Genomic DNA, 13541 nt, shown 5'->3' with positions numbered 1-13541 from the left:
AGAAGGTAGCTAACGTGCGTCTGATTCTGACTTTTCTTCTGGGATGTTTATTATCAACTGCCACGCTGGCTGCCGCTGCGCCTAATGAGGCGCAGCTACGCCAGCAACTACAGCAGGCAGAAGCCAACAAAGGTGCAGCCGATCAGGCAAAAATTGTTGAGGAATATCAGGCTGCACTCAACACCTTGCAGGATCGCAAAGAGGCGCTGGAACGCGCCACACAGTATCAGCGTGTTATTGATGATTTCCCCAAGCTGGTTCAGGAACTGCGTCGCCAGCTTAATGCCGAAGATGGCAAACTCTCGTCTATTCCAGAGGGGCTATCCAGCAACGATCTTGAACAGCAACTGCTGCAAACAAGCAGCCAATTGCTGGAACAAGCCCGCCAGCTCCAACAGGAACAGGAGAGGCTGCGTGAAATCGGCGATTCACTCAGTCAGCTTCCGCAGCAGCAAACCGAAGCCAGCCGCATGCAAAGCGATGCGGAACGCCGTATTCAGTCTCTCGGTACGCCCGCCACGCCGTTGGGGCAAGCGCAGCTTGTCGCGCTTCAGGCCGAATCTGCTCTGCGCAAAAGCCGGGTGGACGAACTGGAACTGGCGCAGCTGTCAGCCAGCAATCGTCAGGAACTGTCCCGGCTACGCGTCGAGCTGTATAAAAAGCGCCACGACAGGCTGGATCTGCTGCAACAGGATTTACGCAGCAGGCTCAATAACCTACGCCAGCGCGAAGCCGAACAAGCATTAGAGCGCACAGAACTTCTCGCAGAACAAAGCGGTGACTTGCCCAGCGTCATCAGCAAACAGCTACAGGTGAACCGCGAGCTCTCCGTCGCGCTGAACCAACAGGCGCAGCGAATGGACCTCATTGCCTCTCAACAGCGTCAGGCTGCCACGCACACCATTCAGGTTCGTCAGGCGTTGAGCACAATTCGCGAGCAGGCGCAGTGGCTCGGCGTCTCACCAATATTGGGAGAAACGCTACGGGCGCAGATAGCCCGTCTGCCGGAAATGCCCAAACCTCAGTTGCTGGATAGCGACATGGCGCAGTTACGCGTACAGCGGCTGCACTTTGAAGACCTGATCAACAAACCGCAGGATCTTGATAAAGCCAAACAGGATAACGGCGATCCGCTGACCAGCGCACAGCAACGTATTCTGACTGACCAAATACGTACCCAGCGCGACCTGTTGACTTCACTGATCTCCGGCTGTGATTCACAGATACTGGAACTGACCAAACTCAAAGTCGCCAATAACCAGTTGGCAGATGCACTAACCGAAACACGGGAAGCGGCCCATCGCGACCTGTTCTGGGTGGCGGATGTCAATCCCGTAACGTTCGCCTATCCGCTCAAGCTGGTACAGGACCTGACGCGTCTGCTGTCACTGGATACACTAACGCAGTTGGGTAGTGCACTGGTCATGATGGTCACCAGTCAGGAAACCGTGCTGCCTCTGCTGGGCGCACTGCTACTGGTGGGCTTCAGTATCAGCTCTCGTCGTCACTATCATGCGTTTATGGAACGCGCCAGCAGCCGCGTCGGCAAGGTCACTCTCGATCACTTTATGCTAACGCTGCGTACCGTGTTCTGGTCCATTCTTACCGCACTGCCGCTGCCAGTACTCTGGGTCGCGCTGGGCTATGGGCTGCAAAACGCCTGGCCTTATCCGATTGCCGTTGCGATCGGCGACAGCGTGACCGCCACCGTGCCATTGATGTGGCTGGTGATGATCAGCGCCTCATTCGCCCATCCGCAGGGATTGTTCATTGTCCACTTCCGCTGGTCGCCGGAACGCGTCGCCAGAGCGATGCGCTACTATCGCCTTTCTATCGCCTTTATCGTGCCGCTGATTATGGCGCTGATTACGTTCGATAAGCTCAACGATCGCGAATTTTCCAGCACGCTGGGGCGGCTCTGTTTCATCCTTCTCTGTATGGCGTTGAGTCTGGTCACGACCGGATTAAAACGCGCCGGTATCCCGCTGTATCTGGATAAAGAGGGCTCAGGGGAAAACTCTATTAACCGTGCGATGTGGAACATCCTGATCGCTATGCCGCTCGTTGCCGCACTCGCCTCCTGCATCGGCTATCTGGCAACCGCACAGGCGCTGCTGGCACGTTTGGAAACCTCCGTCTCCATCTGGTTCTTCCTGCTGGTGGTTTACCACATTATTCGCCGTTGGATGTTGATTCAGCGGCGTCGCATCGCTTTCGACCGTGCCAAACAGCGGCGTTCGGAGATTCTGGCGCAGCGTGCCAAGGGGGAAGAAGATGCGCCATCTGCATCATCCCATGAAAGCAGCTCGGAAGCGGTGGAAGAACCCGTCGTCGATCTGGACGCCATCAGCGCTAAATCCTTGCAGTTGGTGCGATCCATCCTGACGCTAATCGCCTTGGTTTCTGTGATCGCGCTGTGGTCGGAGATTCATTCGGCCTTCGCCTTCCTGGAAAACATCAGCCTGTGGGATGTCTCCAGCACGGTTAAAGGCGTAGAGAGCGTACAGGCAATTACGCTGGGATCGGTATTGATCGCGATTCTGATCTTCATTATTACTGCGCAGTTGGTACGCAATCTTCCCGCCCTGCTGGAGCTGGCGATCCTGCAACATCTGGATCTGTCGCCGGGCAGCGGCTACGCCATTACCACGATCAGTAAGTATATTCTGATGTTAATTGGCTGCATGATGGGCTTCTCGCTTATCGGGATCGAATGGTCGAAACTACAATGGCTCGTCGCCGCTCTCGGTCTGGGATTGGGATTCGGCATGCAGGAAATCTTCGCCAACTTTATTTCCGGCCTGATCATTCTGTTTGAAAAACCCATGCGTATTGGCGATACCGTCACAATCCGCGATCTCACGGGCAGTGTCATGCGCATTAATACCCGCGCCACCACTATTTCAGACTGGGATCGCAAAGAGATCATCGTGCCGAACAAAGCCTTTATCACCGAGCAGTTCATCAACTGGTCGCTGTCGGATTCGGTCACGCGTGTTGTGATGACGGTGCCTGCCCCTGCGAATGCCAACAGTCAGGAAGTGACGGATCTGCTTATGGATGCGGTGAAACGCTGTTCGCTGATTCTGGATACACCGGAGCCTGAAGTGTTTCTGGTCGATCTGCAACAGGGAATTCAGATCTTCGAGCTGCGTATTTTTGCCGCCGAAATGGGGCACCGTATGCCGCTGCGCCACGAACTGCATCAACTGATTCTGGAAAATTACCGCAAACACAATCTGGATCTTCCTTTCCCTCCGTTCCAGGTGAAAATGGACAATCTGTCACGCAGTGGGAAAACGCTGACGCCACGGCAGCGGACGCCGGGCAGCTTATAAGAAAGGAAAACGGGCGGCAGCCAGATGTGGCGCCGCCCTGTTTCAAACCGGTTACGCGCGCTCTACGGAGAACGCAATCACGTCACTCAACTGCTCGGCATTCAGCGCCAGCATAATCAAACGATCTACCCCCAACGCGACACCCGAACACTCCGGCAAACCGTGTTGCAGCGCCGCCAGCAGGTTTTCATCGATCGGCTGCTGTGGCAAATCACGTGCGGCACGTTTGCGGTTATCCTGCTCAAATCGCTGACGTTGCTCATCGGCATCGGTCAATTCACGGAAGCCATTCGCCAGCTCGATCCCCTTGAAATAGACCTCAAAACGCTCGGCGACGCGATGATCTTCCGAACTGATCTCGGCCAGCGAGGCCTGTGTGGCAGGGAAATGATAGACAAATGCCGGTTTGTCACGCCCGATGTGCGGCTCCACACCGAAAGTAAACAGCATCTGCACCAGTGAATCGCGATCGTCTTCACGGCAGGCGATATCGCCCAGCCCAATTTTTTCTGCCGCTTCGCGCAGTTGCGCTTTGTCAACAGACAGCGGATCGATCTCCAGATGGCGTAGAAATGCCTGCTGATAAGAGAGCATCTCTGCGCTTTCACAATCCAGCACCTGCTGCAACAGGTCATCGACCTCATTCATCAGGCGGTACATATCATAGTGCGGACGATACCATTCCAGCATGGTGAACTCAGGGTTGTGGTGTCGCCCTGACTCTTCATTGCGGAAACTGCGACATAACTGAAAGATCGGTCCGCTGCCAGCAGCCAGCAGACGTTTCATATGGTATTCCGGGCTGGTCATCAAATACAGCGTCATGCCATCCGCCGCACCGGGGCCAACGAAACGCGTCTGAAACGGGCACAAAAAAACATCCGTTACCGTAGCCTGGCTCATCGCAGGCGTATCGACCTCCAGTACACCACGATCGGTGAAGAAACGTCGGATAACTGCAATGATCGACGCTCGTTTCAACAAATTAGCGACAGAAGCACTAGGTTGCCAACTTGTCGTCTCGCGCATGGTTCTTACTCCAAAGTCAAACAGGGGGTGCAGTCTACGCGCATCAGCCCAAATTTCCAGCGGAAAAAAGGCCAGACGCGCTTTTCAGAACGGTATGTTTTATCCTCTAGAAGGGAGCGTTCAGGATAGCAGCCGTAAATTATATCCAGTGGATCATTTTCTTATATTCCCTTCGAAAGGGTTATTAAAGAAATAAAAGCATCATTTCCCTTTAAATAAGCCTTTCGATCACGTTTTTATCAATAAATACGAGACTCTCTGAAAAAACGACAAAATGCGGGATCACATCAAATTTCATCTACCTACAATTCGGTATAATTATTCCCACACAAAAATTATAGGTTTATCTATTCTTTATACATCTATCACATAATTTTCAGCGGGTTTGATATTAAGCTCGGATATAAAGACAGAAATGAATAGATATTATTTTCTTATTTTAACTTAATTAACTTAAGTAACTGGAGGAATGCATTGCAAACCTTTAATGCCGATTTGGCCATTATCGGGGCCGGAGGTGCTGGCCTACGAGCGGCAATTGCTGCCGCAGAAGCCAACCCTCAACTGAAAATTGCACTGATCTCAAAAGTCTACCCAATGCGTAGCCATACCGTGGCGGCAGAAGGTGGGTCAGCAGCAGTGACTCAGGAACACGATAGTTTCGATTATCACTTCAACGACACCGTATCCGGTGGCGACTGGCTGTGTGAACAAGACGTTGTTGAGCATTTCGTCAAACACTGCCCGGAAGAGATGATTCAACTGGAACAGTGGGGCTGCCCCTGGAGCCGTAAACCGGATGGTTCTGTCAACGTTCGCCGCTTTGGCGGGATGAAGATCGAACGGACCTGGTTTGCTGCCGATAAAACCGGCTTCCACATGCTGCATACGCTGTTCCAAACTTCCCTTAAATATCCGCAAATCCAACGTTTCGACGAGCACTTTGTCCTCGACGTTCTGGTCGATGACGGCCAGGCGCGCGGTCTCGTTGCCATCAATATGATGGAAGGTTCGCTGATTCAGATCCGTGCTAATGCCGTGGTACTGGCAACAGGCGGTGCAGGTCGTGTGTACCGTTACAACACCAACGGCGGCATTGTCACTGGTGATGGCATGGGCATGGCGTTCCGTCACGGTGTGCCGCTGCGTGATATGGAATTCGTTCAATATCACCCGACCGGTTTGCCCGGTTCCGGTATCCTGATGACCGAAGGCTGTCGCGGCGAAGGCGGCATCATGGTCAACAAAGACGGCTACCGTTACCTGCAAGACTACGGCATGGGCCCGGAAACGCCGCTCGGCCAGCCGAAAAACAAATACATGGAGCTGGGGCCGCGCGATAAAGTATCGCAAGCGTTCTGGCACGAATGGCGCGCAGGCCGCACCGTCTCAACCCCGCTGGGCGACGTGGTTTACCTCGATTTGCGCCACCTCGGCGAGAAGAAACTTCTGGAACGTCTGCCGTTCATCTGCGAACTGGCAAAAGCCTATGTCGGCGTCGATCCGGTGAAAGAGCCGATTCCTATTCGTCCTACCGCGCACTACACCATGGGCGGCATTGAAACCGATCAAAACTGTGAAACCCGCATCAAGGGTCTCTTCGCCGTCGGCGAATGTTCCTCCGTTGGCTTGCACGGCGCGAACCGCCTTGGTTCCAACTCGCTGGCTGAACTGGTGGTCTTCGGTCGCGTCGCGGGTGAACACGCCGTACAGCGCACACAGGCAGCAGCACCAGCCAACGGCGCGGCGCTGGACGCACAAACGCGTGATATCGAACAGCGCCTGCATGATCTGATGAATCAGGAAGGCACCGAAAGCTGGGCGAAAATCCGTGACGAAATGGGCATGTCGATGGAAGAAGGTTGTGGTATTTACCGCACCACCGATCTGATGCAGAAAACCGTCGATAAGATTGCGGAGCTGAAAGAGCGCTTCAAACGCGTGAAAATCACCGACCGCTCCAGCGTGTTCAACACCGACCTGCTGTACACCGTTGAACTGGGCCACAGCCTGGATGTGGCGGAATGTATGGCGCACTCGGCGATCAACCGTAAAGAGTCTCGCGGCGCACACCAGCGTCTGGATGAGGGTTGCACCGAGCGTGATGACGTTAACTTCCTGAAGCATACGCTGGCGTTCTATAACGCGGAAGGCGCACCTCGTCTGGAGTACAGCGATGTGAAAATTACCAAACTTCCACCGGCCAAACGCGTATACGGTGCAGAAGGTGATGCACAGGAAGGCAGCAAGAAGGAGCAGGCGAATGGCTGAGACGATCAAAACCCTGAAAATGGAAGTCATGCGCTATAACCCTGAACAGGACAGTAAACCCTATTTTGAGGCGTTCGATGTCCCGTACAACACGCAGACTTCCCTGCTGGATGCGTTGGGTTATATCAAAGATAACCTGGCACCGGACCTCTCCTACCGCTGGTCCTGCCGTATGGCAATCTGTGGCTCCTGCGGCATGATGGTGAACAACGTCCCTAAATTAGCCTGTAAAACCTTCCTGCGAGACTACACGAATGGTCTGAAGGTCGAGGCGCTGGGCAATTTCCCCATCGAGCGCGATTTGGTGGTCGATATGACCCACTTCATCGAGAGTCTGGAAGCCATCAAGCCGTATATCATCGGCAACGATCGTAAACCTGCTGACGGCCCGAACAAGCAGACTCCAGCGCAAATGGCGAAGTATCACCAGTTCTCCGGCTGTATTAACTGTGGTTTGTGCTATGCGGCATGCCCGCAGTTTGGCCTGAACCCTGAGTTCATCGGCCCGGCGGCGATTACGCTGGCGCACCGTTATAACCTGGACAACCGCGATCACGGCAAGAAAGAACGTATGCCGCAGTTGAACGGTAATAACGGCGTCTGGAGTTGTACGTTTGTGGGCTACTGCTCAGAAGTGTGTCCGAAGCATGTTGACCCAGCCGCCGCTATCCAGCAAGGCAAAGTCGAGAGCGCTAAAGACTTCATGATCGCCATGCTGAAACCACAATAAGGGAGGGACAATGATGACATCTAAACGTAAAGCGTATGTTCGCGACATGTCGCCGACCTGGTGGAAAAAACTGGGGTTCTACCGCTTTTATATGCTGCGTGAGGGGACGGCTGTCCCTGCCGTCTGGTTCAGTATCGTACTGATGTGCGGCATCTTCGCACTGAAGAACGGGCCGGAAGGATGGGCAAATTTCGTCAGCTTCCTGCAAAACCCGCTGGTGCTGCTGATTAATATCGTTGCGCTGCTGGCCGCCGCGCTGCACACAAAAACCTGGTTTGAACTGGCGCCGAAGGCCAGCATCATCATCGTTAAAGATGAAAAAATGGGGCCAGAGCCGCTCATTAAAGGGCTGTGGGCTGTCACCGTGGTGGTAACCGTAGCCGTTCTGGCGATCGCCTTACTATTCTGAACAGGAGAAATAACGTGATTAACCCAACGCCAAAACGTTCTGACGAACCACCTTTCTGGGGCCTGTTCGGCGCCGGTGGGATGTGGAGCGCGTTCTTCGCCCCGGTGATTATCCTGCTGGTCGGCGTGATGCTGCCCCTGGGGCTGTTCCCAGATGCGCTAACCTATGAGCGCATCGCCGCGTTCAGCCAGAGCTTTATCGGCCGCGTCTTTTTACTGCTGATGATTGTGCTGCCGCTCTGGTGTGGCCTGCACCGTATCCACCACGCGATGCATGACCTAAAAATCCACGTACCTGCCGGGAAATGGGTGTTCTACGGTCTGGCGGCAATCCTGACCGTGGTTACCGTCATCGGTGTCGTTACGCTGTAGAGATAACATCGGTAAATTTGTCCTTAACGGCCTGCATGACCTCATCGCAGGCCGTTTTATTTCCCCGTCTGATCACGTCCATCGTCTACACTGGAACAGAGATGAAAATGATGAGACGTCAATATGATGCACTTTAACGCGATTCGCTTTAACACCCTTTTCTTCAAAATCAGACGATGCGGGAAGGCAGGTATTGCCGCGCTGGTGGCGCTCTTTTCTGTCGCTTGTAGCGTAACGCCGCCCGATAACGTCACCGTAGTGGAAAATTTTGACGTCAATCGCTACCTCGGAACATGGTACGAGATCGCCCGTCTCGACCACCGCTTTGAGCGCAATCTGGAACGCGTGACGGCAACCTACAGCCCACGGGATGATGGCGGCATCACGGTGATCAATCGTGGCTTTAACATCGAAAAACAAGAATGGAAAGAAAGCACCGGGAAAGCCTATTTCACAGGCTCGCCTCAGCGTGGTGCGCTAAAAGTGTCGTTCTTCGGACCGTTCTACGGCGGTTACAACATTATTGAACTGGATGACGAGTATCGCTACGCCCTGATTTGCGGACCGAACCGTGACTACCTGTGGATTCTCTCACGCACGCCAATGCTGGAGGCTGCCACACGCAACAAACTGGTCGCCACGGCCAAACGCTACGGCTTCCCGACAGAGGCGCTCATCTGGGTCAATCAGTGATCGGAGCATATCTACCGCAACAATGGGATAACCGGAATGTTATCCCATGATCTTATCGCGAAACATAAAGAAAACCGCGCCCAGAAGGCACAGACCCGCCCAAATATAATCGGTGCGGAACGGCTCTTTTAAAATGATCATCGAGAAAGGGATAAATACGGAAAGGCTGATCACTTCCTGCAATATTTTCAATTGGCCGGCTGAGGCAACCTGATAGCCAATCCGATTAGCTGGCACCTGCAAGAGGTATTCGAATAATGCGATACCCCAGCTGACCAACGCGGCAATTATCCAGGTACGACCGCTGAAATAGCGTAGATGCCCGTACCAGGCAAACGTCATAAATATATTACTCAATGTCAGCATGCCGACAGTAATGAAAATAGGCGACATTATTACTTCTCCGAGTGATCCACTTTCACATTATCTCGCTGCGGGGAAGAAAACACCATAAACGGCATTTTCTTCCACTCGGAAAAGTTATTACGACTTATTTCCTATGTTGATTATTGGGCGCTGCGCTGAATGGCCTTCCCACCCGCCTCAACATCTTGTCCAACCCCTCGGGTGGTATTACACCCAACCACAGCAGAGAGAATAACCAGAGAGAAAATGGCAACAAAAGCTTTCTTCAACATACTCGATTCCTTCTTTATGAGAATAGGATTTCAACTGTACGAAAGTGACTGCATTTTAAGCGTAGCCAATTTTGGTTATTGTGGAGGATTTTTAAGGCAGGGACAGAAAAGGAAAGCTGGAATGAAGAATCAATCAAAAGGCCGCCCTCGCAGAAGGCGGCCTTTTTCGCATTAATTACTTAACGCGCGATACGTATTCGCCAGAACGCGTGTCAACTCTGACAACTTCGCCGATCTGTACGAACAATGGCACTTTAACGACCGCGCCGGTGCTCAGCGTAGCGGGCTTACCACCAGTACCTGCGGTATCGCCTTTCAGGCCTGGATCGGTATCGGTGATTTCAGCTTCGATGAAGTTCGGCGGCTGAACAGCGATAGCACGACCATCCCACAGAGTAACGATACATTCAGCGTTATCCTGCAGCCATTTAGCAGAATCACCAACGGTCTTCTCTTCAACCTGGTGCTGTTCAAACGTCTCAGGGTGCATGAAGTGGTAGAACTCACCGTCGTTGTACAGGTAGTTCATGTTGGTATCTACAACATCTGCGCCTTCTGCAGAATCGGTAGACTTGAAGGTTTTTTCAACGCGAGAGCCCGTCAACAGGCGACGCATTTTTACACGAGCAAAAGCCTGGCCTTTACCCGGCTTCACAAATTCACTGGATTCGATGGCATACGGCTCGCCTTCGAACATGATTTTAAGACCGGAACGAAAATCGTTGCTAGAATAAGTCGCCATAAAGGCCCTCTACAATTTAATACTGGTACGAAGCCAAAAAAATGGCACACATTGTAACCCTAAATATACCTTCCAGAGAAGATTGGTTGCAGCAACTTGCAGACGTAATTACCGATCCTGATGAATTACTGCAACTTTTATCACTGAACGATCACGCTAAACTCAGACAAGGTAATGATGCACGTAGGCTTTTTGCTCTGCGTGTACCGCGCGCATTCGCTGCACGGATGCAAAAAGGTAACCCTGACGATCCATTGCTGCGACAGGTATTGACGGCACGTGAGGAGTTTATTGCTACGCCAGGCTTCACCCACGATCCGCTTGATGAGCAACACAGCGTCGTGCCGGGGCTGCTACACAAATATCACAACCGCGCGTTATTGCTGGTTAAAGGCGGCTGCGCGGTGAACTGTCGCTACTGCTTCCGCCGCCATTTCCCGTATCAGGATAATCAGGGCAATAAGGCCAACTGGCGTCAGGCACTGGATTATATCCGCCAGCATCCTGAGCTGGATGAAATCATTTTTTCCGGCGGCGACCCGCTGATGGCCAAAGACCACGAGTTAGACTGGCTGATCACCGAACTGGAACACATCGCACATCTTAAACGCCTGCGCATTCACAGCCGCTTGCCTGTGGTTATCCCTGCCCGCATCACCGACGCGCTGTGCGATCGCCTGTCACGCAGTTCGCTTCAGGTGCTGCTGGTGACGCATATTAACCATCCGCAGGAAATTGATCCTGATTTAACACAAAGTATGGCGCGTTTGCGCCGCGCTGGCGTGACGCTGCTCAACCAAAGCGTACTGCTGCGCGGGGTGAATGACAGCGCAGAGACACTTGCCCGGCTCAGCAATGCCTTATTCGACGCAGGTATTCTGCCTTATTACCTGCACGTACTGGACAAAGTACAGGGTGCCGCGCATTTTCTGGTGGATGACAACGAGGCGCGCATCTTGGTCAAAGCGCTAATGGAGCAGGTATCCGGCTATCTGGTGCCGCGTCTGGCGCGGGAAATCGGTGGCGAAGCCAGCAAAACGCCGTTGGATTTAGGAATGAAGCAGCATCAGGACGATACCGGGCTATTGCGTTGACTGAGTGAGTAAACAACGGTGAGAGCGGATCACTCTCACCGGGTTTTTCTTTAGTTTAAGGACATTTGTAAACGCTGCCGTTCATCTTGCTGTCCAGCGGCGCAAAGCTTGACCAGAAGGTCTCACTCGGGCTGGTCGTGCCATAGACAGTATTGCCTCCCATCGCTGCCGCTTTATTACGCAGATCGTTCGCTGCACCGCGCATAGAACTGCCGTCGCTATGGTTGCCCGCCAGCCAGTTAGACTGGCTACCGCTGGCTTGCCCCAACAACTGACATTCGCTTCCTGGCTTGGTATCCGTGAACGTTACGGCCTGCCCGGCAGCGCTGAGCTGACTGGTGCTGCTGCACCCCGCCAGCAAGACAGCCGCTGATAGACCCAACAAAATACGAACCTGCATTTCTTCCTCCTTGCGATTGAAAACCTATCACTGCCCACCGCCTATCATACGACGTTTCCCTTGCAATCTCTTGTCATCCCGCTCGTTTACACTGGGTGAACGTCAAAAATGAGAATTCACGCGATTGATCTCAACTTAGTAAAAATTTAGTTTTTCTGGGAAATTAGTAAGAAAACATTCAGCATTATCTGAATAATGCCTCAAATGCCATTTATGGTTATTTCAGCAATTCCATACTCTGTATTCTGTCTGATAAATACGTTACCGCCTGATGGGAAAGACTCTGAGCATCGAGCACATTAACGTAATTAACACTAATTAGTAGATATATTAAGACAATACATAAAGGAAACCCTTGAATGGAGATGAAAAAATGCTTAGCCACCCTTATAGGTTCGTTTTTATGTGTGTCGACTAGCCATGCTGCAGGTCTTATCGCACCAGACAAGACGCTTCGTAACGATCTGGCTTGGCTATCCGACCGCGGTGTTATCCAGACTAGCTTAACGACCTGGCCTGTGAGTCAGGAAGAAATTGAATCTGCTCTTTCTCGTGCCAAACCGGTCACGGCAACAGAAAAAGCCGTGATAACCCGCGTTGAACAACGGATCGGTCAGCTTAAATCGAATGTTCGTCTCACAGGCTACACATCAACAGGCAGGCCCGGCCTGCCCCAAGGCTTCGATAGCCGACACGACAGCGATCATGCATTATCTATCGGTGTCGGCGCCAGCGATGAATTCTGGGATATCAACCTTAAAGGAACCATTGAAGGCAACCAAACCATTGCAGATCAGTCCCGTGGAAATATTGACGGTTCCTATGGTGCGGTGAAAATTTTTAATCAATGGTTGTCGTTCGGGAAAGTCTCACAATGGTGGGGACCGGGCTATGAGGGTAGTTTGATACGATCCGACGCCGCTCGTCCTATCACAGGATTTATATTGCAGCGCGCCGATCAATCACCGTTTGAAACGCCTTGGCTGTCATGGATGGGTCGCTGGCAATATCAACTCTCTGCCGGACAATTGGAGCAATACACCGCCGTACCTGACACAAAAATTATCGGCGGTCGCTTGTCGATTCAACCGACAGAATTTCTTGAGCTCGGCGCTTCCCGCATCATGCAATGGGGAGGAGAAGGACGTCCTCGTTCGTGGAGTTCATTTTGGGATGGCGTAGCCGGACGTGATAATACAGGTACGAACGAAGAACCAGGTAATCAGCTAGCGGGATTTGATTTCAAGCTGAAAATGGCAACGCTTGTCGGTGCTCCGATTAGTTTGTATGGACAGGTAGTGGGTGAAGATGAAGCGGGGATACTGCCATCCAAAAACTTTTACCTACTCGGTATTGAAGGCCACCCTGAATGGGGCACGTCTACCATCAATTGGAACATTGAGGGAACGGATACACGAACTAATGGTAGCGCGGATAATGTTACCTATAGTCACCATATCTATAGGAATGGATATTATCAGCAAGGGTATCCACTGGGATATGCCGCAGGTGGCGATGCCCAGGTACTTTCTGGTCGAGTAGAACTGGCGCTCGACGACGGACAGCGTTGGAGTACCCGCATTATGTACGCCAAAGTGAATCCCAACAGCCAGAGTATCAACCTAGCATTCCCACGCTCAGATACGCTAAAAGGGATTGAGTTAGGGTGGGGCTATGACTTTGACTCAAAAATCAAACTGGATACCATGGCCTGGTACACCGATAGCAATCACAGCACCAGTGATGATGTCGGTGCAGGTATCGGTATTGAAATTCCCATCAATTTGTGACGGGTTACCGTAAAAAAAGTGAGGAGCTTTCTCCTC

General features: G+C 52.4%; 13 protein-coding genes. 8 read left to right on the top strand and 5 right to left on the bottom strand.

Annotated features, from left to right (window positions below; translation table 11 throughout):
* Positions 1–14 precede the first annotated feature (14 nt).
* A complete protein-coding gene (gene mscM, locus ACKQAD_RS12290; protein ID WP_409160417.1) occupies positions 15–3338 on the top strand; it encodes a miniconductance mechanosensitive channel MscM in 3324 nt (1107 codons plus the stop codon).
* Between the two features lie 51 nt (positions 3339–3389).
* On the opposite strand, the gene epmA is transcribed toward mscM, so the two are convergent.
* Positions 3390–4367 carry an elongation factor P--(R)-beta-lysine ligase gene (epmA, locus tag ACKQAD_RS12285; protein ID WP_409160416.1) on the bottom strand — a complete coding sequence of 326 codons (978 nt, stop codon included), beginning with the start codon at positions 4365–4367 and terminating at the stop codon, positions 3390–3392.
* A 474-nt stretch (positions 4368–4841) separates the two neighbouring features.
* On the opposite strand from epmA, the gene frdA reads away from it, so the two are divergent.
* The 5 genes from frdA to blc all read left to right on the top strand — a co-directional run bounded on the left by frdA (position 4842) and on the right by blc (position 8841).
* On the top strand, positions 4842–6638 hold the full coding sequence (frdA, locus tag ACKQAD_RS12280; RefSeq protein ID WP_409160415.1) for a fumarate reductase (quinol) flavoprotein subunit: 1797 nt from the start codon (positions 4842–4844) through the stop codon (positions 6636–6638).
* On the top strand, positions 6631–7368 hold the full coding sequence (locus tag ACKQAD_RS12275; RefSeq protein WP_409160414.1) for a succinate dehydrogenase/fumarate reductase iron-sulfur subunit: 738 nt from the start codon (positions 6631–6633) through the stop codon (positions 7366–7368). Before frdA ends, ACKQAD_RS12275 begins: the two co-directional genes overlap by 8 nt.
* A 13-nt stretch (positions 7369–7381) precedes the next feature.
* Positions 7382–7777, top strand: a complete 396-nt coding sequence (gene frdC, locus ACKQAD_RS12270) for a fumarate reductase subunit FrdC (RefSeq protein ID WP_409160476.1) — start codon at positions 7382–7384, stop codon at positions 7775–7777.
* Between the two features lie 14 nt (positions 7778–7791).
* A complete protein-coding gene (gene frdD, locus ACKQAD_RS12265) occupies positions 7792–8148 on the top strand; it encodes a fumarate reductase subunit FrdD (protein WP_005972985.1) in 357 nt (118 codons plus the stop codon).
* Positions 8149–8271: 123 nt separating this feature from the next.
* Complete coding sequence (gene blc / locus ACKQAD_RS12260; protein WP_409160413.1) at positions 8272–8841, top strand: outer membrane lipoprotein Blc; 570 nt, start codon at positions 8272–8274, stop codon at positions 8839–8841.
* Between the two features lie 39 nt (positions 8842–8880).
* Here the strand turns inward: blc and ACKQAD_RS12255 are convergent, their stop codons facing one another.
* From ACKQAD_RS12255 to efp, 3 genes are all read right to left on the bottom strand, one after another.
* Complete coding sequence (locus tag ACKQAD_RS12255) at positions 8881–9234, bottom strand: DMT family protein (RefSeq protein ID WP_015841889.1); 354 nt, start codon at positions 9232–9234, stop codon at positions 8881–8883.
* 113 nt (positions 9235–9347) lie between these two features.
* A complete protein-coding gene (locus ACKQAD_RS12250) occupies positions 9348–9479 on the bottom strand; it encodes an entericidin A/B family lipoprotein (RefSeq protein ID WP_005972977.1) in 132 nt (43 codons plus the stop codon).
* A gap of 175 nt (positions 9480–9654) precedes the next feature.
* A complete protein-coding gene (efp, locus tag ACKQAD_RS12245) occupies positions 9655–10221 on the bottom strand; it encodes an elongation factor P (protein ID WP_015841891.1) in 567 nt (188 codons plus the stop codon).
* A gap of 41 nt (positions 10222–10262) precedes the next feature.
* On the opposite strand from efp, the gene epmB reads away from it, so the two are divergent.
* A complete protein-coding gene (gene epmB, locus ACKQAD_RS12240) occupies positions 10263–11315 on the top strand; it encodes an EF-P beta-lysylation protein EpmB (protein WP_409160412.1) in 1053 nt (350 codons plus the stop codon).
* Between the two features lie 55 nt (positions 11316–11370).
* Here epmB and ACKQAD_RS12235 read toward each other — a convergent pair whose 3' ends face one another.
* Complete coding sequence (locus tag ACKQAD_RS12235) at positions 11371–11715, bottom strand: DUF4156 domain-containing protein (protein ID WP_409160411.1); 345 nt, start codon at positions 11713–11715, stop codon at positions 11371–11373.
* Positions 11716–12074: 359 nt separating this feature from the next.
* Here ACKQAD_RS12235 and ACKQAD_RS12230 point away from each other — a divergent pair, with 359 nt between their 5' ends.
* The gene (locus ACKQAD_RS12230; RefSeq protein ID WP_409160410.1) at positions 12075–13505 is read left to right on the top strand and encodes a capsule assembly Wzi family protein; all 1431 of its coding nucleotides are present in this window, start codon (positions 12075–12077) and stop codon (positions 13503–13505) included.
* Positions 13506–13541 lie beyond the last annotated feature (36 nt).

The organism is Pectobacterium artocarpous, from assembly GCF_046159765.1.
Classification (GTDB): domain Bacteria; phylum Pseudomonadota; class Gammaproteobacteria; order Enterobacterales; family Enterobacteriaceae; genus Pectobacterium.
The sequence above is the reverse complement of the archived record's forward strand: the minus strand, read 5'-3'. Positions and strand labels throughout refer to the sequence as shown.